This window comes from Streptomyces spinosisporus (genome assembly GCF_022698145.1).
Taxonomy (GTDB): Bacteria; Actinomycetota; Actinomycetes; order Streptomycetales; family Streptomycetaceae; genus Streptomyces; species Streptomyces spinosisporus.
The window spans coordinates 250,702-272,928 of the sequence record NZ_JALDAX010000012.1 but is presented as its reverse complement, the minus strand read 5'-3'; the positions used below and the strand labels follow the sequence as shown (position 1 = coordinate 272,928).

General features: G+C 69.8%; 17 protein-coding genes and 1 pseudogene. 5 read left to right on the top strand and 13 right to left on the bottom strand.

What is annotated here, in order from left to right; genetic code table 11:
• The first annotated feature begins 54 nt into the window (after positions 1-54).
• A complete protein-coding gene (locus tag MQN93_RS29055; protein WP_242711884.1) occupies positions 55-1,236 on the top strand; it encodes a TDT family transporter in 1,182 nt (393 codons plus the stop codon).
• Here MQN93_RS29055 and MQN93_RS29050 read toward each other — a convergent pair.
• From MQN93_RS29050 to MQN93_RS29035, 4 genes and pseudogenes are all read right to left on the bottom strand, one after another.
• A pseudogene (locus tag MQN93_RS29050) lies at positions 1,148-1,866 on the bottom strand (helical backbone metal receptor). The gene MQN93_RS29055 and the pseudogene MQN93_RS29050 overlap by 89 nt on opposite strands.
• A 6-nt stretch (positions 1,867-1,872) precedes the next feature.
• Positions 1,873-2,439 (bottom strand): helix-turn-helix domain-containing protein, encoded by a 567-nt coding sequence (locus MQN93_RS29045; RefSeq protein ID WP_016434361.1) that lies wholly within the window; start codon positions 2,437-2,439, stop codon positions 1,873-1,875.
• 726 nt (positions 2,440-3,165) lie between these two features.
• Positions 3,166-5,781, bottom strand: a complete 2,616-nt coding sequence (locus tag MQN93_RS29040) for an ABC transporter permease/substrate binding protein (protein ID WP_242711883.1) — start codon at positions 5,779-5,781, stop codon at positions 3,166-3,168.
• Positions 5,774-6,826 (bottom strand): quaternary amine ABC transporter ATP-binding protein, encoded by a 1,053-nt coding sequence (locus tag MQN93_RS29035; protein ID WP_016434363.1) that lies wholly within the window; start codon positions 6,824-6,826, stop codon positions 5,774-5,776. The genes MQN93_RS29040 and MQN93_RS29035 overlap by 8 nt, the downstream gene beginning before the upstream one ends.
• 193 nt (positions 6,827-7,019) lie before the next feature.
• On the opposite strand from MQN93_RS29035, the gene MQN93_RS29030 reads away from it, so the two are divergent.
• Together MQN93_RS29030 and MQN93_RS29025 are read left to right on the top strand one after the other, a co-directional pair.
• Positions 7,020-7,949, top strand: a complete 930-nt coding sequence (locus tag MQN93_RS29030; protein WP_242711895.1) for a 5'-3' exonuclease — start codon at positions 7,020-7,022, stop codon at positions 7,947-7,949.
• Between the two features lie 103 nt (positions 7,950-8,052).
• Positions 8,053-8,901, top strand: coding sequence for a siderophore-interacting protein (locus MQN93_RS29025; RefSeq protein WP_242711882.1), 849 nt, complete (start codon positions 8,053-8,055; stop codon positions 8,899-8,901).
• 52 nt (positions 8,902-8,953) lie between these two features.
• Here MQN93_RS29025 and MQN93_RS29020 read toward each other — a convergent pair whose 3' ends face one another.
• The 3 genes from MQN93_RS29020 to MQN93_RS29010 all read right to left on the bottom strand — a co-directional run bounded on the left by MQN93_RS29020 (position 8,954) and on the right by MQN93_RS29010 (position 11,545).
• Positions 8,954-9,730, bottom strand: a complete 777-nt coding sequence (locus MQN93_RS29020; protein ID WP_242711881.1) for an ABC transporter permease — start codon at positions 9,728-9,730, stop codon at positions 8,954-8,956.
• Complete coding sequence (locus tag MQN93_RS29015; protein WP_016434367.1) at positions 9,727-10,743, bottom strand: daunorubicin resistance protein DrrA family ABC transporter ATP-binding protein; 1,017 nt, start codon at positions 10,741-10,743, stop codon at positions 9,727-9,729. Before MQN93_RS29015 ends, MQN93_RS29020 begins: the two co-directional genes overlap by 4 nt.
• A 181-nt stretch (positions 10,744-10,924) precedes the next feature.
• Complete coding sequence (locus MQN93_RS29010) at positions 10,925-11,545, bottom strand: PadR family transcriptional regulator (RefSeq protein WP_016434368.1); 621 nt, start codon at positions 11,543-11,545, stop codon at positions 10,925-10,927.
• 157 nt (positions 11,546-11,702) lie between these two features.
• Here MQN93_RS29010 and MQN93_RS29005 point away from each other — a divergent pair, with 157 nt between their 5' ends.
• The gene (locus MQN93_RS29005; protein WP_242711880.1) at positions 11,703-12,650 is read left to right on the top strand and encodes an RluA family pseudouridine synthase; all 948 of its coding nucleotides are present in this window, start codon (positions 11,703-11,705) and stop codon (positions 12,648-12,650) included.
• A gap of 648 nt (positions 12,651-13,298) precedes the next feature.
• Positions 13,299-14,312, top strand: a complete 1,014-nt coding sequence (locus MQN93_RS29000; protein ID WP_242711879.1) for a terpene synthase family protein — start codon at positions 13,299-13,301, stop codon at positions 14,310-14,312.
• An 88-nt stretch (positions 14,313-14,400) separates the two neighbouring features.
• Here MQN93_RS29000 and MQN93_RS28995 read toward each other — a convergent pair whose 3' ends face one another.
• The 6 genes from MQN93_RS28995 to MQN93_RS28970 form a co-directional block, all read right to left on the bottom strand.
• Positions 14,401-15,840: a cytochrome P450 gene (locus tag MQN93_RS28995; RefSeq protein ID WP_242711878.1), complete on the bottom strand. Its 1,440-nt coding sequence runs from the start codon at positions 15,838-15,840 to the stop codon at positions 14,401-14,403.
• A gap of 132 nt (positions 15,841-15,972) precedes the next feature.
• A complete protein-coding gene (locus tag MQN93_RS28990) occupies positions 15,973-16,593 on the bottom strand; it encodes a GTP-binding protein (protein ID WP_016434372.1) in 621 nt (206 codons plus the stop codon).
• Positions 16,574-16,984, bottom strand: coding sequence for a DUF742 domain-containing protein (locus MQN93_RS28985; protein ID WP_242711877.1), 411 nt, complete (start codon positions 16,982-16,984; stop codon positions 16,574-16,576). Before MQN93_RS28985 ends, MQN93_RS28990 begins: the two co-directional genes overlap by 20 nt.
• On the bottom strand, positions 16,981-17,388 hold the full coding sequence (locus MQN93_RS28980) for a roadblock/LC7 domain-containing protein (RefSeq protein ID WP_016434374.1): 408 nt from the start codon (positions 17,386-17,388) through the stop codon (positions 16,981-16,983). The genes MQN93_RS28985 and MQN93_RS28980 overlap by 4 nt, the downstream gene beginning before the upstream one ends.
• Positions 17,385-18,977 carry a sensor histidine kinase gene (locus tag MQN93_RS28975; RefSeq protein WP_016434375.1) on the bottom strand — a complete coding sequence of 531 codons (1,593 nt, stop codon included), beginning with the start codon at positions 18,975-18,977 and terminating at the stop codon, positions 17,385-17,387. The genes MQN93_RS28980 and MQN93_RS28975 overlap by 4 nt, the downstream gene beginning before the upstream one ends.
• Before the next feature lie 337 nt (positions 18,978-19,314).
• Positions 19,315-22,176 (bottom strand): DEAD/DEAH box helicase, encoded by a 2,862-nt coding sequence (locus MQN93_RS28970; RefSeq protein WP_242711876.1) that lies wholly within the window; start codon positions 22,174-22,176, stop codon positions 19,315-19,317.
• Between the last annotated feature and the right edge of the window lie 51 nt (positions 22,177-22,227).

The window sequence follows — 22,227 nt, the reverse complement described above, 5'->3', positions numbered from 1 at the left end:
TGATAGAACGGCGCTCCCTGGTGGCCCGCCCCCGGCGGCGGGACCGTAGGCGTCATGGTCACCGCAGCACAGCACCTTCCGCGCGCCACCACACGCGCCCCCCGCGCTCCCCGCGCCACGGCCGTCCGTCACCTCGGACCCAACTGGTACGCCGCCGTCATGGGCACCGCCATCGTCGGTACGGCGGGAGCGACCCTTCCCGTCCACGTCCCCGGCCTGCGCACCCTGTGCACCGCCGTATGGACCCTGTCCCTCGCCCTGCTCGCCGTCCTGCTCGCCGCCCGCACCCTGCACTGGACCTACCACCGCGACCAGGCCCGAGCCCATCTGTTGGATCCGGCCGCGGCCCCCTTCTACGGCTGTCTCTCCATGGGCCTGCTGGCCGTCGGCGGCGGCGCCCTCGTCGTCGGCCGCGACTGGATCGGCCCGGAGGCGGCGCTCGCCCTCGACGCCGTGCTGTTCACCGCCGGGACGGTGGTGGGGCTGGTGGCCGCCGTGGCGGTGCCCTACCTCATGGCCGTACGGCACCGGATCGAGCCGGGGCAGGCCTCCCCGGTGTGGCTGCTGCCGGTCGTCGCGCCCATGGTCTCCGCGTCGCTGGGCCCGCTCCTCGTACCGCACCTGCCGCCGGGGCAGCCCCGGGAGACCCTGCTCCTCGCCTGTTTCGCGATGTTCGGGCTCAGCCTGCTGGCGACCCTGGTCATGCTGCCGGTGATCTTCGCCCGGCTGCTCACCGGAGGGCCGCTGCCCCTCGCCCTGACCCCGGCCCTGTTCCTGGTGCTGGGCCCGCTCGGCCAGTCCACCACCGCCGTCGGCAAGGTCGCGGACACCGCACCCGGGGTCGTACCGGCGCCGTACGGCGAGGGATTCCGCGTCCTCGTCGTGCTGTACGGCGTCCCGGTCATGGGCTTCGCGCTGCTGTGGCTCGCGTTCGCCGCCGCCCAGGTACTGCGGGCGCGCCGGCACGGCATGGGCTTCTCGATGACGTGGTGGGCGTTCACCTTCCCGGTCGGGACGTGCGTCACGGGCGCCGAGGCCCTCGCCCGGCACACCGGACTGCTCGCCTACGACTGGCTCGCGATCGGCCTGTACGCCCTGCTCGTCGCCGCCTGGGGCACCGCGACGGTGTGCACGGCCCGCGGTCTGGTCAGCGGCGCGCTGCTCGCAGCGCCTCGCCCAGCACCCGCGGGGCCTCGACCAACGACGGTCCGTACCACGTCAGATGGCGCCCGCTGACGAGAGCGCAGCGCAGCCCCGGAAAGGCCTCGGGCCCGTCGTCGGCCGTGAAGCGGTACGGCTCGTCCGGCAGCACGACGACATCCGGGGCGGCCGCCCGCAGCTCCTCGACGGGGACGCGGGGATAGCGCTCGGGGTGATCCGACCAGAGGTGGTCGACGCCCAGCCGGGCGAGGACGTCACCAGCGAACGTGTCGCGGCCGAGCACCATCCAGGGCCGGCGCCAGATCGGCACCACCGCCGTCCTGCGGGGCCCGGCCTCCGGCGCCGCGACCAGGCCGCCTCGGCCTCGTCCAGCCAGCGCGGCCGGGAGACCGCCCCGCAGGCCTCCAGGACCCGGGCGAGCTCCCGGAACGCCTGCGGCACGTTCCGCACCTCGGTCACCAGAACCTCGACGCCCGCCTCGCGCAGGGCCGTGAGGTCGGGCTCGCGATTCTCCTCCTCGTTGGCGACCACCAGGTCGGGGGCGAGGGCGAGGATGCGGTCGAGCTTCGGGTTCTTGGTGCCGCCGACACGGGGGACGTCGAGGCCGGCGGGGTGGCTGCACCAGTCCGTCGCGCCGGCCAGGACGCCCGGCAGCGAGACGGCCACCGCCTCCGTCAGGGACGGCACGAGGGAGACGACGCGCATCCGCGGCTACCGCGACCGGTTCTGCACCGCTTCGACGTGCTCGGCCACCGCGACGACGACCACGCGGGTGTCCGACACCGTCGCCCGCCAGCGGTGGCGCACACCGCCGGTCAGATACAGCGTGTCCCCGCGGCCGAGGCGGTAGGCGCGGCCCTCGGCCTCGATCTCGACCGCGCCGTCGGCGACGTACATCAACTGGTCGTTGCGGTACTGGAATTCACGGCCCGCGTCATGGTCGCCGGTGAACTCCGAGGCGTGCATCTGGTGGTGACCCCGCACCAGGGAACGCACCCTCGGCCGGTCCGGCGGCTCGCACGACTCCGCGCGCACGACGTCGACGCTGCACGCCGGGTCGGCGGCGGCGAGGAGTTCGACGGCGGTGGTGCGCAGCGCGTCGGCGACCTTCTCCAGGGACGCCCTGCTGGGCCGCGCCCGGTCGTTCTCGACCTGGCTCAGGAACGGAACCGACAGGCCGCTGCGCTCGGCCACGACGGCGAGGGTGAGCTGCAGCGTCCGGCGCCGCCGCCGTACGGCCGCGCCCACTCGCAGGGGCTGTTCCTTGTGGTCGCCCATCGCTCCCGCTCCCTTCTTGGCTCGTGGTCCGTGCGGTGGTTCAGCATTCTGCGCGTCGCCGTCCGCGTGCGGTACTTCTGAAGAGTTCTCTGCACCTTACGCAGGTTCGGCAAACCGTTTCACGCGCCCGTCACATCCCCGTAAACACCGCATGCGGTCAATTCGCCAATTCCTGGCGCCCGCTGGGCCCGCACGGCCCGTCGGAGGCGAATTCCCCCTCAAGGGCGAAAACGCTGACCAGGGGGCCCGGACGGTGAACCGGGCCGGTGCCGGTACAAGCGGCGCACAGGACGCCGGCCACCGGTCGGCACGCCCCGAGGACGACAGCCTTCGCGGGTATCCGTCCGCCGTCCCGCGCAGGACACGCGGCCGCACCGGCCGGTGCTCGGCACCCGAGTTCTCTTCTCCGTTTCAATGTGCGCACGAGCGCATGTGTTCCCGGCGATTGCCCTCGCCCGCCGTATGCGATCAGGCCCGTGATCAGGCCTTGCCCGCCGCAGGGCGAAGTCCCCTGCCACGGGGGGCAGTTGGCGCACGCGACCGCCACGGGCCCGGCGGCGGCCGTCCGGTTGGGCCGGGGCCGCAGGGCGGCGCAAAGACGTTCGGGGCGCCTTCGGCACCGCGCCGGGTGGGCGCGGAACCGTCGGCGCCCCGGACGAGTGGGCGATGAGGCTCAGGTGAAGAGGTGGCGCTCTGTGGTTGGCCGGATCCTTTTCGTACCCGCGCCTACTGCGGTGTCATCCGGTCGACGACATCGGGGTGCTTCTTGATCCAGTCGGCGACCGCCTGCTGCTCGTGACCCTGGCCCTGCTCGTTGATCTCGCTCTCCAGGCTGCCGAGCTCGTCCTCGCTCATGTGGAAACCCTTGATCCACTTGGTGAGCTGCGGGTACTGCCCAGTGAACTTCTCGTTGGTGATGGTGCGGATCGTGTTGCCCTCGCCGAAGAGCTTCTTGTCGTCCTTCAGCTTGGTGAGGTCGTAGCGGCTGTAGGCCCAGTGCGGCGACCACAGCACGACGGCGACCGGCTTCTTCTGGGCGTAGGCGCGCTTGAGTTCGGCCAGCATCGCCGGGGTGGAGCCGTCGACGACCTTGTACTCCTTGTCGAGGCCGTAGCCCGGCAGGACCTTCGTCTTGAGGAGGTTCATCTCGCCGGTGCCCGGCTCGATCCCGATGATCTTCCCGTCGAAGGTGGACGCCTTGCCCTTGAGGTCCTCAAGGGACTTGACGCCCTTCACGTACGAGGGCACGGCGACTTCCAGCGACGTCGGCTGGTACCAGGTGCCCAGGTCCTTCAGGCTGTCCTTGCTCTTGTCCCAGTAGTTCTTCTGGGCATACGGCAGCCAGGCGTCGAAGTTGACGTCCAGGTCGCCGGAGGCGAGGCCGGTGTAGACCGGGCCGACGTCCATCTGCTTGAGGTTCAGCTTGTAGCCGCGCTTTTCGAGGACGTTCTTCCACAGGTAGGTGACGGCGACGTCCTCGTCCCAGGGGAACCAGGCGACGTTCACCGGCCGCTTGGCCTCGGCCGGCGTGGAGCCCGCGCTGCCCGAGACGGGGGCCAGCTTGTCGACGATCCCGGGGTTGTCCTTCAGCCAGGCACGCACGGCGTCCTGCTGCTTGCCCTTGCCCGCCTTGTTGATCTCGGCTTCCAGGCTGGTGAGCTGCTTCTCCGTCATCGTGAAGTTCTTCAGCCACTTGCCGATGACGGGGTTGTCCTTGGCGAAGCCCTTGCGGGAGAGCGTGTGCACCCCGTCGCCCTTGCCCCAGGCGCCCTTGGGGTCCTTCAGCTTCTTCAGCTTGTAGTCGTTGTACGCCCAGTGCGGCGACCAGAGCGTGGTGACGATCGGCTGCTTCTTGCTGTACGCCCGCTTGAGTTCGGCGAGCATGGCGGGCGTGGAGCTGTCGACGACCTTGTACTCCTTGTCGAGGCCGTACTCCTTCAGCACCTTGCTCTTGAGCAGGGCCATCTCACCGGCGCTGGACTCGATGCCGGTGATCTTCCCGCCGAAAGTGGACGCCTTGCCCTTGAGGTCGGCCAGGGACTTGATGTCCGTCATGTACGCGGGGACCGTCAGCTCCAGCGAGGTCTGCTTGTACCACGAGCCCAGGTCGTCGAGCTTGCTCCCGTACTTCTTCCAGTACTGCGCGTGGGTGGTCGGCAGCCAGGAGTCGGTCTCGAAGTCGATGTTGCCCTGGGCGAGGGAGGTGTAGAGCGGGCCGGCGTCGAACTGCTTGACGTCGACCTGGTAGCCGCGCTGCTCCAGGATCTCCTTCCAGAGGAAGGTGGAGGCGACGCCCTCGTCCCAGGGGATGTAGCCGATGGAGACCTTCTTGCCCTGGCCGACGTTCTTGCCGTCGGCGACGGAGGAGCCGCCCGGGTCGGAGCCGAAGATGCCCATGCCGCCGGCCACGAGGGCGAGGACGACGACGCCGACCACGGCGATCTGCGGGCTCGGCCGGTACGACCAGATCTTCAGGCCCTGCGAGGCGCGTGCCTTGGCGGCGGCGCGGCGGCCGAGCGGGGAGACATGGCTGCCCAGGGCGCTGGTCATCCGGTCGAGGTAGATCGCGAGGATCACGATGGCGACACCGGCCTCGGAGCCGAGACCGACGTTGAGCTGGCCGATGGCCTCGTTGACATCGCCGCCGAGGCCGCCGGTGCCGACCATGCCGGCGATCGCGGCCATGGACAGGCCGAGCATGATGACCTGGTTCACGCCGGCCATGACGGTCGGCAGGGCGAGCGGCAGCTGCACACGCAGGAGCGTGTCGCGGGGCGTGGTGCCGAACGCGTCGGCGGCCTCCACCAGTTCCTTGTCGACCTGGCGGATGCCCAGCTCGGTCATGCGGACGCCGGGGGCGAGCGCGAAGATCAGGGTGGCGACGATGCCCGCGGAGGCACCGGTGCCGAAGAACAGGATCGCCGGGATGAGGTAGATCATCGCGGGCAGCGTCTGCATGAAGTCCAGGATCGGGCGGACGACTCCGCTGACCCGGTTGGAGCGCGCGGCCCAGATGCCCACCGGCACCGAGATCACCAGCGCGATGATCGTGGCGACGAGGACGAGGGCGAGGGTCACCATCGCGTCGTCCCACAGTTCGAGGGAGTCGACGAAGGCGAATCCCACGAAGGTGAGGACACCGGCGAAGGTGCCGCGCAGCCAGAACGCGAGCACCGCGAAGATGCCCGCGAGCAGCAGGGGTTCGGGCGCCTGGAGGACGGCGTTGATGCCGTCGTAGGTGCCCGTGAAGACGGTCTTGAAGAAGTCGAAGAGCCACGCGGCATGGCCGAGCAGCCAGTCGACCGTGTCGTTGACCCAGTCGCCGAGCGGGATCCTAGGCATGGGTCACCGCCTTCTCGTCGCCGAGGAAGCCGACCAGGCGCTGCCTCGGTACCACCCCGACGAGTTTGCGTTTGTCGTCGAGCACGGCCACCGGGTGGCTCAACCGGGCGCTGATCGCGCAGAGTTCGGTGAACGGCGTGTCGGGCGTCGCGGTCTCGCAGTCGCTCTCGCAGCCGCAGTCGGCCTCGTCGCCGCGGACGTCACGGTCCATGACGGCGGACGCGGTCAGCACCCGGGAGCGGTCGACGTCCTGGATGAAGGACTCGACGTAGTCGTTGGCGGGCCGCAGCAGGATGTCCTCGGCGGTGCCGGTCTGGACGATCCGGCCGTCGCGCATGACGGCGATCCGGTCGCCCAGGCGCATGGCCTCGTTGAGGTCGTGGGTGATGAAGACGATGGTCTTCTTCAGCCTCTGCTGCAGTTCCAGGAGCTGGTCCTGCATGTCACGGCGGATCAGCGGGTCGAGCGCGCTGAACGACTCGTCCATCAGCAGCAGGTCGGCGTCCGTGGCGAGGGCGCGGGCCAGGCCCACGCGCTGCTGCATGCCGCCGGAGAGCTCGTCGGGCCAGGACTTCTCCCAGCCGGCCAGACCGCACAGGGCCAGCGCCTCGCCGGCGCGCTTCTCGCGCTCGGCGCGGGGCACGCCCTGCACGGCCAGGCCGTAGGCCGCGTTCTCCAGGACACTGCGGTGCGGGAAGAGCGCGAAGTGCTGGAAGACCATGCTGATCTTCCGTGCGCGTACCTCGCGCAGCTCGCGGGCGCCGAGCGCGGTGAGGTTCTGCCCGTCGAAGCTGACATGTCCGGCGGTCGGCTCCAGCAGACCGTTGAGCATGCGCAGCAGCGTGGACTTGCCGGATCCGGACAGGCCCATCACGACGAATATCTGGCCCGGTTCGACGGTGAAGGAGGCGTCGATCACGGCGGCGGTGGTGCCGTCGGCGCGCAGTTCCTCGCGATCGGCCCCCTGTTGGAGCCGCTCGACCGCCTCGACTGGTTGTCTGCCGAACACCTTGTAGAGATGTTCGGCCTCAAGCCTGGATGACACGCGTAGCCCTCTTGCTCGACGACAGGAAGTGGAGTCGACAGGGCATGGCCGGTTGAAGGGGCAACCGCGTCGCTCCGGGGCGGCGCCTGCCCAAAGTGGTCCAGTCCAAACCCGCCAGTTTGCCGGTTCACAAGGCGTTTACACCCGTCACCCCCGGGTTGTGGCGGGGTGACTGTCGGTGGCGTACGGCATGATGCGAGACGTGACCGGACGACTGATGCTCCTCGACACCGCCTCGCTCTACTTCCGCGCCTACTTCGGCGTCCCGGAGTCCGTGAAGGCACCGGACGGCACCCCGGTGAACGCCGTGCGCGGGCTGCTGGAATTCATCGACCGCCTGGTCAGGGACCACCGTCCCGACCTCCTGGTGGCCTGCATGGACGCCGACTGGCGCCCCCAGTGGCGGGTCGACCTCATTCCGTCGTACAAGGCGCATCGCGTCGCCGAGGAGCACGCGGCGGGCCCGGACGAGGAGGAGGTGCCCGACACGCTCTCCCCGCAGGTGCCCGTCATCGAGGCCGTCCTCGACGCCCTGGGCATCGCACGTGTGGGCGTGGAGCCCTACGAGGCGGACGACGTGATCGGCACGTTCACGGCCCGCGCCAAGGGCCCGGTCGACATCGTCACCGGCGACCGCGACCTGTATCAGCTCGTGGACGACGCGCGCGGGGTGCGCGTGCTCTATCCCCTCAAGGGCGTCGGCACGCTGCAGCTCACCGACGAGGCCTGGCTGCGCGAGAAGTATGGGGTCGACGGCAAGGGGTACGCGGATCTGGCGCTGCTGCGCGGCGACCCGAGCGACGGCCTGCCGGGCGTGCCCGGCATCGGCGAGAAGACGGCCGCGAAGCTGCTCGCCGAGTTCGGGGACCTGGCCGGGATCATGGCCGCGGTCGAGGACCCGAAGGCGAAGCTCACGCCGTCGCAGCGCAAGCGGCTGGAGGAGTCGCGGCCGTACGTGGCGGTCGCGCCGAAGGTCGTCAAGGTCGCGGACGACGTCCCGCTGCCGGACGTCGACACGGCCCTGCCGCACGCCCCGCGCGATCCGGCGGCCCTGGAGGAGCTGGCGGCGCGGTGGGGTCTGGGCGGGTCGCTGCAGCGCCTGCTGACCACGCTCGGCGCGTGAACAATGTCGCCGTTTCGTGCAGTGTGGCCGCCGATAACGTGGTGGCAGCATGAGAGGTGCTAACTTAGGTAAGCCTAAGCGCAAGGGAGCAGGGGAGGTCGCCATGGCAGAACGTCCGGCCCGCAAGCCGCGGAGGGCGCGGTCCGCGCAGGTCGTCCGCACCGAGCGGCTGACCCCGCACATGCAGCGCGTGGTCCTCGGAGGCGAGGGGCTGGCCGACTTCGCGGCCGACGCCTGCACCGACCACTATGTGAAGCTGCTGTTCCCGCCCGCCGAGGGCGTCACCTATCCGGAGCCCTTCGACATGGAGCGCATCCGCGAGGAACTGCCGCGTGAGCAGTGGCCGGTGACGCGGACCTACACCGTGCGCGCCTGGGATGCGGAGTCCCTGGAGATGACGCTGGACTTCGTGGTCCACGGCGACGAGGGCCTGGCCGGCCCGTGGGCGGCGCGCGTCCAGCCGGGCGAGACCGTCCGGTTCATGGGCCCCGGCGGCGCCTACGCCCCCGATGTGGACGCGGACTGGCATCTGCTGGTCGGCGACGAGAGCGCACTGCCCGCGATCGCGCGCTCCCTGGAGTCGCTGCCCGACGGTTGCAGGGCGCATGCCTTCGTCGAGGTCTCCGGCCCCGGCGAGGAGCAGAAGATCGACTCCGATGTGGAGGTCGTCTGGCTGCACCGCGGCGAGCGGCCGGTCGGCGAGCTGCTGTGCGAGGCCGTGCGGGCGCTGGAGTTCCCCGAGGGCCGGCTGCACGCGTTCGTGCACGGCGAGGCGCACTTCGTGAAGGAGCTGCGGCAACTGCTGCGCGTCGAGCTGCAGATCCCGCGCGAGGACCTGTCGATCTCCGGTTACTGGCGGCTCGGGCACAACGAGGACGGCTGGCAGGCCTCCAAGCGGGAGTGGAACGCGCGCATCGAGCAGGAGCAGGAGGGCGCGGCGCCGGCCGCGTGAGCGCCGTCTTGAAGGGGTGGCACCTCGGCGAGGTGCCACCCCTTCGGCGTGCTCAGACCTTGCGCTGGTACGACCGGAACGTACGGATCGACAGCCACACGGCCGCCACCGCCAGCACCAGCAGCGCGCCGCCGCGGCTGAACACATCACCCCAGTCGGGGTTCTCGGACATGGCCGAACGGCCCGCGATCATCGCCCAGTTGAGCGGGTTGAAGTCGGCGATGTGCCGCATCCAGCCGGGCATCTGCGAGGGCGCCATGAAGGCGCTCGACAGGAACGTCAGCGGCAGCAGCAGGAAGGTGTTGATGCCGATGATCGACTCGCGTTCCTGCACCAGCATGCCCAGCGCGTTGGACAGCGCCCCGAAGACCGTGCCGAGCAGCACGGAGGCGAGGACCAGGACGGCGATGCCGACGATGCCGCCCGGGTAGTCGGCGCCGCCCGCGAGCGCGAGCAGCACGATCACGACCGACTGGAACGCGGTGACCAGGCCGTTGTTGACGACATTGCCGTTCATCAGCGCGGCCCTGCTGACCGGGGTGGTCAGGAACCGGTCGAGCGTGCCGCGCTGGATCTCCTCCAATGTGCCCATGCCGGCCCACATGTTGGAGCTGAGCGCGCTCATCACCACCACGCCGGGGACCAGGTAGTCGAGATAGCTGGTCGTCCCGAAGCCGCCCAGCTCGACGACCTTCTTGAAGAGGTTGCCGAACAGGAACAGCCAGATCACCGGCTGGATCAGCGTGATGATCGCGTACGCCGGCTGCCGGGTGAACACCATCAGCTGACGCTGGGTCATGTACCAGGTCTGGGAGATCGCCGTGCTCATCGCGCACCTCCGGCGAGGACGAGGCCGTCGGTCGATTGGGTGTCGGCCTCGGAGTAACGGCGGCCGGCATAGCGGAGGTAGACGTCGTCGAGGGAGGGCCGGGCGACGGTCGCGGCGGCGACGCCGACCCCGGCCCGGTCCAGGGCCCCGAGCAGCGCGGGTACGGCGGCCGCCCCGTCGTCGGCGCGGACGCTGACGCGGCGCCCGTCGACCAGTACCTCGTGCAGGCCGGTCAGCCGGCCGATGGCGCCTTCGAGGAGCGTACGGCCGGCCTCGCCGACCGCCTGACTGAGCTCCAGATGGACGGCGTCGCCCCGCAGTTCGCCCTTGAGCGCGTCGGGCGTGCCCTCGACGACGACCCGTCCGCGGTCGACGATGGCGATGCGCTCGGCGAGCCGGTCGGCCTCGTCGAGATAGTGCGTGGTGAGCAGGATGGTCAGGCCCTCCTCGCCCGCCAGCCGGTCGATCTCGTCCCACATGGCCGTACGGGCCTCGGGGTCGAGACCGGTGGTGGGCTCGTCGAGGAAGAGCACCTCGGGCCGGTGCACCAGGCCGAGGGCGACGTCGAGGCGGCGCCGCATGCCGCCGGAGTAGCCCTTGACGGGCCGCTTCGCCGCGTCGGCGAGGTTGAACCGGTCGAGCAGCTCGGCCACCCGCCTGCTCAGGTCGGCGCCCTTCAACCCGTAGAGCCTGCCCTGCAGTTGGAGGTTCTCGTGGCCGGTGGCGACCGGGTCGGCGCCGGAGCTCTGGGCGACCACGCCGATCGCGCGGCGCACCCGGTCGGGGTGGCGCAGCACATCGTGTCCGGCGACGGTCGCCGAGCCCGAGTCGGGCCTCGCCAGGGTGGTGAGGATCTTGACGGTGGTGGACTTGCCGGCGCCGTTGGGCCCGAGGAGCCCGAAGACGGTGCCCGGCTCGACGGTGACGTCCATGCCGCGCAGGGCGGTGACGTCACCGGCGTAGGTCTTGATCAGCTGGCGCGCCTCCACGGCGGGCGCACGGGTGGTAGTCATGACGACAGCTCTCCTGATGAGCGGATGACAGCGGATGACAGCTGATCCGTCCGCGCCGGGAGCGCCGGGCTATCCTGGGTGTGCCGCACCTCGATCGCCTGGCGCCGCCGCACGGCGGACTCAGCTCGGGGTTCGGGACCCCGGCCACGCTGCTGCAACAGCCCGGCCGGGGTCCTTTGCGTCAGGTGAACTCCGGTGGCAGCTCCCCCGTTTCGTGGAAGTGGCGCCACGCGTCGACGCCCGGCAGCGTGCCCTTCTCGATCTCCGCCAGGAAACCGCGGACCCACTGTGCCTGCGCCTCGACCATGTGCAGCTGGTACTCGACCTCGACGAGGAAGAGCCGCGGCAGCGTCTCGCACAGCTTCGCCAGCGCCGCGCGTCCGCTCGCCACCTCCACCTCGAGGCTCTGCAGCCGCTCCTGGAGCAACCGCACCACCTCGTCGGGCGGCAGGGCGCCGATCAGCGACAGCGCGGTCTCGAAGATCGGGAACTCCTTCGCCGGGACGGCCAGCAGATCGGAGAGCCAGTCGGCCATCTCCTCCCGGCCCGCCTCGGTGAGCCCGTAGACCGTGCGCTCGGGCCGGTTGCCCTGGCGTTCGACGTCGGCGACCTCAACGAAGCCGTGCTTCTGAAGGTTCTGCACGACCGTGTAGAGCGAGCCGTAGTTGATCTTCGTGCTGACGTCCTTCCCCTGTCTGCGCAGGGTCTGGGCGATCTCGTACGGATGCATCGGCTTCTGCCAGAGCGTGACCAGCACGGCGAGTGCCAGCGGGTTGCTGAGCTTGCGGCGCTTCATCGCCATGACGGTCACCTCATTCGCTTCGCCCGTGGCCTCGTCTACGAATATCCGTGGCCGAACATATCGCGACTCATCGGCGACCGTCAATACACACGATGTATCGCGTTCGCGCGCGGAGCGCAAGGTCTCCGGGTCTTCCGGCGCCGTACCCTTGATCGCGATGAGTCGAAAGCAGCGCGTCCCCCCGTCCCCCCTGCCGCAGCGGCAGGGGGTCGATCCGGTGCGGGTGCGCTTCCCCGCCGGCAGCTGGACCACCGCACGGGACTATCTGGTGGAGCGGCTGAGCGCGGCGGGATCCGGCGTCGTCGACGCGATGTTCGACGCCGGCCGGATCGTGGGGCCCGACGGACGGGCCGTCGCGCCCGACGCGGCGTACGAGCCCGGCATGTTCGTCTGGTTCCACCGCGAACTGCCGGACGAGATCCCGGTGCCGTTCCCGCTGGAGGTCGTGCACCGCGACGAGCACATCGTCGTCGTCGACAAGCCGCACTTCCTGGCCACCACCCCGCGCGGCAGCCATGTCACCGAGACCGTCCTCGCGCGGCTGCGCCGGGAGCTGGACATCCCGGCCCTGGGCGCCGCGCACCGGCTGGACCGGCTCACCGCCGGGCTGGTGCTGTTCACCGTGCGGCCCGAGGAGCGCGGCGCCTACCAGTCGCTGTTCCGCGACAAGCTGGTCCACAAGGAGTACGAGGCGATCGCTCGGCACGCACCCGGACTCGACCTTCCGCGGACCCTGCGCAGCCGGATCGTGAAGGTCCGTGGCGTGCTCGCCGCCTACGAGGTGGAGGGCGAGCCGAACGCGGTCAGCCGCATCGAGCTCGCCGAGCACCGCGCGGACGGTCTCGGCCGGTACCGGCTCGTGCCGAGCACCGGGCAGACCCATCAGCTGCGTGTCCATATGAACAGGCTCGGCACGCCCATCCTCGGCGATCCGCTCTACCCCGTGGTGACCGACGCGGTGCCGGCCGGCGATTTCCGGCGCCCGCTGCAACTGCTGGCGCGCACACTGGCGTTCACCGATCCGGTCACGGGTGCACAGCACCGGTTCCGAAGCGGCCGCACCCTGGAAGCCTGGACCTCCTACGACGACTGGGCCGGTCGCTGACCGAACAAGTCCGACCATTGTCCGCCCCTGCAGCGGAATGACCGGCCCCGCTTATGGCTCACGCGATGACAAGTGCCGCTCAATTCCCATCAGTTCACACGCACAGCCGTGAACGAATCAGAACCAACCCTTTCGGATCGATGCCACGCATGACAACATTTCAACCAAGTGCGCCCCTCGTGTGCCGTCGTACGCTCCTCCTACGCTCCTTCACGGACACCGGAGTCGCCCGCACGCTGGGGAGTACAGCCAGAAGTAGGACGTTCTTGCGGAGGCTCGGACCATGGCATCACGTCGTGTTGGGTTCGCGGTAGCAACCTCGGACCACCGTCCGCGTCTCTTATCGCGTCAGTTATGCAGCGCGCCATCAGATAAGAACGAACAACTCGCCGGAAATGCGGGGCGGGGTCGTATTCCGAGGTAACACCGGAAATTCCCATTCAGACCGCCGTCATGGCTGCTCGGAACAGCGGATAAGACCCAGTGCCCCTTCTCGTGGCTCATGGAAAGCGCCCTGTGCGAATCCCCCCTCCATGGACCTGTGCAATTCGGCGCTCGGCACAAGTTGGCCAGTTTTGTTCGACCGGTTCCGTCGGCAGGCCTGTTCGTGCGGTGCAGAAGGACACCGTCACCACTCAGGAGGCAACCGTGTTGGACACCTTCCAACTTCCCGCGTTCTACATGCCGTTCAAGGCCACGGTGAACCCGCACTTGGAGGATGTCCGGCCACGCGTCCGTGCCTGGGCATGGTCGCTCGGCCTGCTGGAGCCGCAGCACACCGACTCGCTCCACGGCGGCTGGAGCGCCGAGGTCTTCGACCGGGCGGACTTCACCCTGTTCACCGCGCTGACCTACCCCCACGCCTCCGCCGAGGAGCTGGAGCTGCTGTCCAGCTGGCACAGCGTCATCTGGTGCCTCGACGACGTCTTCCTCCCCTGGTGCGAGGCGCTCGGCCACCGCTCCCGGATCCTGGAGCGCATCGAGCGGCTGATGTCCTTCCTGCCGGTGACGGCCTACGGCTCGGGCCCGGCTCCGCAGCATCCGCTGGAGCGGGCGCTGTTGGACCTGTGGCACCGCACCGCCCCATCGGCATCGCGCTCATGGCGGGCCCTGTACACCACATCCGTACGGCAGTTCCTGGAAGCGTCGCTGTGGGAGGTGGACAATCTCACGCGCCACCGATACCCCGATCTCATAGAACAGACCCAGATGCGCCGCGATTACGGGGCGGCCGGGTGCAGTGCCCTGTTGATGGAGCACTCGTTCGGCTGGGAGATGACCGAGGAGATTCGCGCGACCCGGCCCTTCGGCGTGCTGATCAACTCGTTCCGGGACACGGTCGATCTGCACAACGACATCGTGTCCTACCCCAAGGAGGTCCGCGAAGGGGCCGCCGCGAACAACATCGTGCACGTGGCGCAGGAACTGTACGACATACCGCTGCACGAGGCGGTCTCGCTCGTCGACCGCATTCTGACGGGCCGGGTCAGGACGCTCGACGAAACGGTCAGGACCGATCTCCCCCAAGCACTGCGCGATCTGCGCGTGGATCACGACACCCGGCACGCCGTGCTGCGGCACGCCCGGGCCATCCAGGGCTGGGCGGCGGGCTCGTACCACTGGCACGAGTCCACCGATCGCTACCGTATGGCCGCCGTCTGACTCCGGCACCCGCTCCAACAGGCGCAGCAGGCACCGGAGTCCACCGACCGGAGACGGCCACGCGGGCCGGTCGGCGACCGCGGCCCGGTCAGTAACCGCGCCACCAGCGCAGGAACCGGCGCCATGCGCCCATGGGGCGGGCCGGTTCCGCGGGCACCGGTGCGGCCTGCGGCGGAGCCGACGGCTGGGGGCTCGGGACGGGAGCGGCCGGCTCGGGCTGCCCGATGCCGACCTGCCAGTCGGTGCGCTGCGCCGGGACGGAGAGGTGCCCGGGCTTCGCCGTCACATCCTGCTTGGGCCTCGGTTCGAAGCGGACCGGCAGCTCCACCAGGTGCCGGTTCAGAATGGACGTACGCCAGCGCAACTCGGCCTCGTCGCAGTCGAGTTGGATGTCCGGAAGACGGTTGAGCAAGGCGTCGACGCCGACGTCGGCGATGGCGCGGCCGATGTCCTGGCCGGGGCACTCGTGCGGGCCGCCGCTGAAGGCGAGGTGGGAGCGGTTGCCCATCATGTTGGCCGACAGGTCGGGGCGGACCCGCGGGTCGACGTTGCCCGGCGCGATGCCCAGCAGGAGCCCGTCGCCCTTGCGGACGCGCTGGCCGCCCAACTCGGTGTCCTGCTTGGCGACATAGGGCAGCTGGGTGCTGAACGGCGGTTCGTCCCACAGCGACTGCTCGACCGCCTGAGGCACCGTCATCTGACCGCCGTTGAGCTGGGCGCGGAAGCCCGGGTCGGTGAGCACCAGCCGCAGCACATTGGCGAGGAGGTTGGCCGTCGCCTCGTACGCGGCCATCAGGATGACGCGCAGATGCTGGCCTACCTCCTCGTCGTTGAGCCGCGCCGAGTGGTTGATCAGATGGCTGGTGAAGTCGTCCTCGGGTTCGGCCCGGCGGCGGGCGGTGAGCCGCATCAGGACGTCCATGATGTACGCGTTGCTGGCGATGGAGGTCTCGGTGCCCTTGAGCATGTCGCGGGCGGCGTGCACGATCCGGTCGTTGTACTCGTCGGGCATGCCGAGGATCTGGCACATCACCGCCATCGGCAGATGCTCGGCGAACTGGGCGACCAGATCGGCCCGGCCCTCCTCGCAGAACTTGTTGACGAGGTGCTGGGTGGAGCGGTTGATGTGGCGCCGGATGCCCCGGTGGTTGATGGTCGACATGGCACCGGTGACCGCGCCGCGCAGCCGCAGATGCTCGTCGCCCTCGGCGTGACAGCAGATGGGCTGCCAGGCGACGAGCGGCATCAGCGGATGGTCCGGCTTGATCGTGCCGTCCTGCAGGGCGGTCCACTGCCGGGTGTCACGGCAGTACTGCGTGGGGGTGCTCACCATGTGCAGGTTCTCGCTGTGGCCGAGCACCACCCAGATCGGCACGTCCTCGTGGAGCAGCGCGGGGGCCACGGGGCCGTGCTCGTCGCGGAGCTCCTCGTACACGGCTGACAGGTTCTCCGCCTCGGGGCCGTACAGCCGGCGCAGCCCGCCGGGGCCGAGGCCGTGTGCGGGGCAGCCGGGCGGCGGACCGGCCATGGAGTCCGTTCCGGTCGGGGAATGGGGTTCAGGCGTCACGATGATCGCTCCGAAGCTGAAATGGATCGGTCTGCGGAAGGGGGTGGGGTGGGCGCGGCCGCGGGACTGCCGCGGGACGCGGCCGGGGCGGGCTCATGCGCGTGCCTTCGCTCTGGCCAGCGAGTGCAGGAAGCGCAGCAGCGTCATCAGGACGTCCCGGCTGGAGGCCCGGCGGCGCGCATCGCACTCGATGATCGGGATCTCGTCGGCCAGGTCGAGTGCGGTGCGCAGCTCGGGGATGGGGTAACGGGGGCCGTCCGGGAAGGAGTTGACGGCGACCACGAAGGGCACGCCGCGCTCCTCCAGACGCCCTATGACGTCGAAGCTGACCTCGAGCCTGCGGGTGTCGATCAGTACGACCGCGCCGAGCGCGCCCTCGAACAGCCCGTTCCACAGGAACCAGAAGCGCTCCTGGCCGGGGGTGCCGAAGAGGTAGAGCACCAGCTGGTCGGTGATGCTGATGCGGCCGAAGTCCATGGCCACGGTGGTGGCCGTCTTGGTCTCGGACCCGAAGTTGTCGTCGACCCCGATGCCGGCCTGGGTCATGGTCTCTTCGGTCGTCAGCGGCCTGATCTCGCTGACCGAGCCGACCATCGTCGTCTTGCCGACTCCGAAGCCGCCCACGATCACGATCTTCACCGCGGCCTGGGCCGTGTGCGGCAGATGATCCTCTGTGCGTGGTCCGGGGATGGTGTCAGAGCCTTTGAAGTCCATGCATCACCGCTTCGAGGAGGGAACGGTCGGGGAGCGCCTGCCGGACGATCGGGGCGCGCGCCTGCACCAGCTCTGCCGCCAGCAGTTCGGTGAGCAGCACGGTCACCACGCTGAACGGCAGGCTCAGATAGGCCGAGAGCTCGGCCACCGAGATGGGTGCCGTGCACAGCCGGAGCATCGCCGCCTGCTCCGGGGTGGCCGAGGGCGGTGGGTCGGCGCGCGCCACGATTAACGTGACCAGGTCGATGTCCGCGCGCTCCCCGTCGGGTCCGGCGACCACGTAGAGCCGCTCCGGGGCCTTGGTCTCGCCCGCTTTTCCGGGCGCCGGTTTCGGGGGAGGTTCCGCGGTTTCCTGACTGGGATGTCGCCGTCGGCGTTGGGGAGGAGTCATACGGTCTGCCCGTTGCGCCTGGGCGGGCTGGTGAGATGGGCCCCGATGCGTACGACGAGGTCGCGCATGCGGTTGCTCATCAGCCCGGGTTCGGCGACCACGTCGGAGAGCACCGCCAGATAGGCGTTGGCCCCCGCGGCCATCAGATAGAAGTAGCCGCCGTTGATCTCGATGATGACCAGTTTCATCCGGCCGTCGCTGCCGGGGATCTCATGGGCGACGGCGCCCGCGAGGCTCTGCAGTCCCGCGCAGGCCGCGGCGACGCGGTCGGCGGCGTCGGGGTCTCCCCCGTAGCGGGCGATGCGCAGGCCGTCTGCGGAGAGCACCACGATCATCTCGATGCCCGGTACTCCGTCAGCGAGATCCTTGAGCATCCAGTCGAAGTTGGCTCGCTGCTGGATCACTTGTGGTCCCTCTCGTCGTCGGCCTCGATACGGGCCGGCTCGTTGGTCGGCTGGGTGAATGCGGTCGGGTCCGGGTCGCCCTTGAGGCCCTCCCAGAACGCCTCGACCCAGAGCCCGGGTTCGGGCTCCTTCTGCTCCGGCTCCGGTTCGTGCACCGGTGCCCCCCAGGAGGGCCGCGCCGCCTGGGCCTCCCGCTCGGCCTCTTCGGCGGCGGCCTGTTCGGCGAGCCGCTGGCTGAGCGGGATCTTGACGCGACTGCGTCGCTGGGGCAGACCGCCGGCGGTCCACTCGGTGACCTCGGGGACCTCGTCCTCCATGGACACGCCGGCCGGGATGCGCGGGCTGGTGGGACGCCGCCGCTTGGGGGCGCGCTGGGGACCCTCGATGCCGCCGATGTCGAGCTTGGGGGCGGCGGTGGCGCCGACGCCGTGGGCGAGGCCGGGCGCGGGGTCGCTCGTCATCATCACGCGCGGTACGACGAGAACGGCGCGGACGCCGCCGTACGCCGAGGAGCGCAGCGAGATCTGCATGTCGAACGCCTTGCACAGGCGGCCGACGACGGCCAGACCGAGGCGCGGGGACTCGCCGAGGTCCTGGAGGTCGACACCGGCCTGGGCGCGCTCCAGCATGCCCTCGGCCCGGGCGCGGGCCTCCTCGCTGAGGCTGATGCCGGCGTCCTCGATCTCGATCGCGATGCCGGTCTGCACCTCGCTGGCGGTGACGTGCACCTTGGTCTGCGGGGGCGAGTAGCGCGTGGCGTTGTCGAGGAGTTCGGCGCAGGCGTGGATGACCGGCTCGACGGAGATGCCGCGGATGTTGACCTTGGCGATGTTGTCGAGCGAGATGCGCCGGTACTCCAGGATCCGGGACATGGCGCCGCGCAGCACGCTGTACAGGGGGACGGGCTGCGGCCACTGGCGGCCGGGGCGGCCGCCGCCGAGCACCGAGATCGAGTCGGCGAGCCGGCCGATCAGCGCGGTGCCGTGGTCGATGCGCAGCAGGTCGTCGAAGACCTCGGGGTTACGGCCGTGGTCCTCCTCCATCTCCCGGAGTTCCACGGCCTGTTGGTGGACGAGCGCCTGGACGCGGCGGGCGATGCTGACGAAGGCGCGCTGCGAGGAGTCCCGCATCGCTTCCTCGGTGTCGACGATGTCGAGCACGCGCTTGATCAACGCCACCTGGGAGGCGGGCAGATCGCGGTAGGAGGGGTCCATGTCGCCGAGTTGGCGAATCACCTCTCCGGGGGAATTCCCGCCCCGCAGGTAGTAGATGGCGGTCGGCGTGATCTCGTGCGCGAGCCGGTGCATGTCCTGCTCGTGCCCGGCCACACGCCGTTCCAGATACGCAGTGTGACGGAGGCTCTCTTCGCGTACGGCCCGCAGGGCGCGGCCGCGTCGTACCGCTTCGGCCGCCGTCGCGATGACGAGCAGCGTGGCGACGGCACCGCACCAGACGACGGCGGCCCGGGCCGGCCCGGTCACCACCGCGGCAGCTGCTCCGGTCGCCGCGGCCATCACTATCGCGGGCAGCAACAGCACACGTGCATAGGGGAGTTCACGGCGCTGGGGAGGGGATTGGACACTCACCATGTAGGCCTTCTGAAACGAATCGAGGGGAAGTCGCACATATGGGGAACAAGCGCACGAATACACCTCAACTCGGTGCGCTGCGGGCGAGCTTAGTCCGACCGGATCATCGCCGGGTCATATTCAGCAAGCACCTGAATCGGGACACCGGCGAGGAGTACCCTCGGCTCATTTATACGCTCAGATCCCATTCGCACACGGCGTGTAACGGCGTACGCGCATACGAAAACCACTCACCGTGACGAGTGAAGATCAGTACTGAGTCGCCCAGGTCAAGTCTTCAGGGGCGCGGGGAACTGCGCGACAAGCCACGACGAACCCGCACCCGCCATCGAACCCCTCACCCCACGGACGAGTACGCCACAACCCCCCGCAGCAACTGATCAACGGCCTTGCGCGCAGCCTTAGACACGGTCGACCCCTCCACACCGGAGACGGGCGCCGCCGCGGCGATCTGCCCCAGCACATCGATCACCTGCTTGCACCACCGCACGAAGTCCCCGGCCGGCATCTCCGCCTCCCGGAGCACCTCGTCGAGGCCCTTCCCCGAGGCCCACATGTACGCCGCCCAGGCGAACCCGAGATCCGGCTCCCGCTGTCCGACCCCCTCGGTCTGCGTGATGCGGAAGTCCTCCTCCAGCGCGTCCAGCCGCCCCCAGATCCGCACCATCTCGCCGAGCGCCGCCTTGGCCTTGCCGGACGGCAGCTTGGGCGCCATCGCGTCGTCGCCGACCCGCGCCTCGTACACCAACGCCGAGACACAGGCCGCGAGTTCGGCGGGAGCGAGCCCTTCCCAGACCCCGGCCCGCAGACACTCGCTGGCCAGCAGATCGAGTTCGCCGTAGAGCCGCGCCAGCCGCTTCCCGTGCTCGGTGGCCTCGTCACCGCGCAGATAGTCCAGCTCGGTCAAAAGCGCGACGATCCGGTCGAAGGTCCGCGCGATCGTGTTCGTGCGGCCCTCGATACGCCGCTCCAGCTGCGAGGTGTCCCGCAGCAGCCGGTGGTACCGCTCGGCCCAACGCGCATGGTCCTCGCGGTCGTTGCACCCATGGCAGGGGTGCGCGCGGATGGCGGTGCGCAGCCGTGCGATCTCGCGGTCGTCGGCGGCCTGCGAGCGCTTCTTGCGAGCCCGCTCCGGCGGGATGTGCCCGGCCTTGGTGCGCAGCGCGGAGGCGAGGTCCCGACGGGACTGCGGCGAGCGGGGGTTGAAGGACTTGGGGATCCGCATCCGCTCCAGCGCCTCGACGGGGACCGGGAAGTCCATCGACGCCAGTCGCTTCACCTGCCGCTCGGCGGTCAGCACCAGCGGGCGTGGGCCGTCGTGGTGCTCGAAGCCGCGATGCCCGTTCGACCGCCCGGCCGGCAGTCCCGGGTCGAGCACCAGGGCCAGACCGGCGTACTTGCCCGTCGGCACATGGATGACGTCCCCCGGCTTGAGCTTCTCCAGCGCGACCGCGGCCTCCGCCCGCCGCTGCACGGCACCCTGCCGCGCCAACTCGTTCTCCCGGTCCTTGAGTTCGCGCCGCAGACGGGCGTACTCGTCGAAGTCGCCCAGGTGGCAGGTCATGGAGGCCTTGTAGCCCTCGAGGCCCTCCTCATTGCGCTGCACCTGGCGGGAGATCCCGACGACCGACTTGTCGGCCTGGAACTGTGCGAAGGACGTCTCGAGCAGTTCGCGCGAGCGGTGCCGGCCGAACTGCTCCACCAGGTTCACCGCCATGTTGTACGACGGCTTGAAGCTGGAGCGCAGCGGGTACGTACGCGTGCCGGCCAGTCCGGCCAGGTGCTCCGGGCTCATCCCGCGCTGCCACAGCACCACGGCATGGCCCTCGACATCGATGCCGCGCCGGCCGGCACGGCCCGTCAGCTGGGTGTACTCGCCCGGGGTGATGTCGGCGTGCTGCTCGCCGTTCCACTTGACGAGCTTCTCCAACACCACCGAGCGCGCGGGCATGTTGATGCCCAGCGCCAGTGTCTCGGTCGCGAACACGGCCTTGACCAGGCCGCGCACGAAGAGCTCCTCGACGACCTCCTTGAACGTCGGCAGCATGCCCGCGTGGTGGGCGGCGATACCGCGCTCCAGGCCCTCGAGCCACTCGTAGTAGCCGAGGACGTGCAGGTCCTCCCTGGGGATGGACGCCGTCCGCTCCTCGACGAGGGCACGCACCCTCCCCCGCGCCTCGTCGTCGTTGAGCCGCAGACCCGCGTACAGACACTGCTGTACGGCGGCCTCGCAGGCGGCGCGGCTGAAGATGAAGGTGATGGCGGGCAGCAGGCCCTCGGCGTCCAGCCGCTCGATGACCTCGGGGCGGCCGGGGGTCCACACCCGCGAGCGCTGTCTGCGCTCCCGCTCACGGTCGGCCTCCCGCATCGCGCGGCCGCGTCTGCGGTCCTGGTACGAGGGCCGCTGGGCCTCCATCCGGGCAAGGCGGGTGAGGTCGGGGTTGACGGCCTTCTTGCTGCCCTCGCCCTCCTCGAACAGGTCGTACATCCGCCGCCCGGCGAGCACGTGCTGGAACAGCGGCACGGGCCGGTGCTCGGAGACGATCACCTCGGTGTCGCCGCGGACGGTGTCGAGCCAGTCGCCGAACTCCTCGGCGTTGGAGACCGTCGCCGACAGCGAGACGAGCGTGACCGACTCGGGGAGGTGAATGATCACCTCTTCCCATACGGCGCCCCGGAAGCGGTCGGAGAGGTAGTGCACCTCGTCCATGACGACGTGGCCGAGGCCGAGGAGGGTCTGCGAGCCCGCGTACAGCATGTTCCGCAGCACCTCGGTGGTCATCACGACCACCGGCGCCTCGGAGTTGACGCTGTTGTCGCCGGTGAGCAGGCCGACCTTGTCGGTGCCGTAACGGCGGCAGAGGTCGGCGTACTTCTGGTTCGACAGGGCCTTGATGGGTGTCGTGTAGAAGCACTTCTTGCCCTGCTGCAGGGCGAGGTGGACGGCGAACTCGCCCACGATCGTCTTGCCGGAGCCGGTGGGAGCGGCGACCAGTACGCCCTTGCCGGATTCGAGCGCCCGACAGGCCTCGATCTGGAAGGGGTCGAGGCCGAAGTCGTACATCTCGCGGAACGAGGCGAGCGCGGTGGCCTGGTCGGCAGCGCGCCTGCGGGCAGCCGCGTACCGTTCGGCCGGGGAGAGGTCGTCTGTCATCGTGCTTTCGAGCGTACCGGGCCACACTGACAACAGGACGATCATTATCCGGAACCCGGTCCGTCAAACACCGAGAGGTGCCCGGGTCACCAGGCA

Excerpts from the sequence above, each read along its gene's own strand:
- MQN93_RS29025 (WP_242711882.1), top strand. The coding sequence starts at position 8,053 with ATGGCAGAACGTCCGGCCCGCAAGCCGCGGAGGGCGCGGTCCGCGCAG.
- MQN93_RS29040 (WP_242711883.1), bottom strand. The coding sequence starts at position 5,781 with ATGCCTAGGATCCCGCTCGGCGACTGGGTCAACGACACGGTCGACTGG.
- MQN93_RS29045 (WP_016434361.1), bottom strand. The coding sequence starts at position 2,439 with ATGGGCGACCACAAGGAACAGCCCCTGCGAGTGGGCGCGGCCGTACGG.
- MQN93_RS28970 (WP_242711876.1), bottom strand. The coding sequence starts at position 22,176 with ATGATCGTCCTGTTGTCAGTGTGGCCCGGTACGCTCGAAAGCACGATG.
- MQN93_RS29030 (WP_242711895.1), top strand. The coding sequence starts at position 7,020 with ATGCGAGACGTGACCGGACGACTGATGCTCCTCGACACCGCCTCGCTC.
- MQN93_RS28995 (WP_242711878.1), bottom strand. The coding sequence starts at position 15,840 with ATGGCCGGTCCGCCGCCCGGCTGCCCCGCACACGGCCTCGGCCCCGGC.
- MQN93_RS29015 (WP_016434367.1), bottom strand. The coding sequence starts at position 10,743 with ATGACTACCACCCGTGCGCCCGCCGTGGAGGCGCGCCAGCTGATCAAG.
- MQN93_RS29010 (WP_016434368.1), bottom strand. The coding sequence starts at position 11,545 with ATGGCGATGAAGCGCCGCAAGCTCAGCAACCCGCTGGCACTCGCCGTG.
- MQN93_RS28990 (WP_016434372.1), bottom strand. The coding sequence starts at position 16,593 with ATGGACTTCAAAGGCTCTGACACCATCCCCGGACCACGCACAGAGGAT.
- MQN93_RS29055 (WP_242711884.1), top strand. The coding sequence starts at position 55 with ATGGTCACCGCAGCACAGCACCTTCCGCGCGCCACCACACGCGCCCCC.
- MQN93_RS28985 (WP_242711877.1), bottom strand. The coding sequence starts at position 16,984 with ATGACTCCTCCCCAACGCCGACGGCGACATCCCAGTCAGGAAACCGCG.
- MQN93_RS29005 (WP_242711880.1), top strand. The coding sequence starts at position 11,703 with ATGAGTCGAAAGCAGCGCGTCCCCCCGTCCCCCCTGCCGCAGCGGCAG.
- MQN93_RS29020 (WP_242711881.1), bottom strand. The coding sequence starts at position 9,730 with ATGAGCACGGCGATCTCCCAGACCTGGTACATGACCCAGCGTCAGCTG.
- MQN93_RS28975 (WP_016434375.1), bottom strand. The coding sequence starts at position 18,977 with ATGGTGAGTGTCCAATCCCCTCCCCAGCGCCGTGAACTCCCCTATGCA.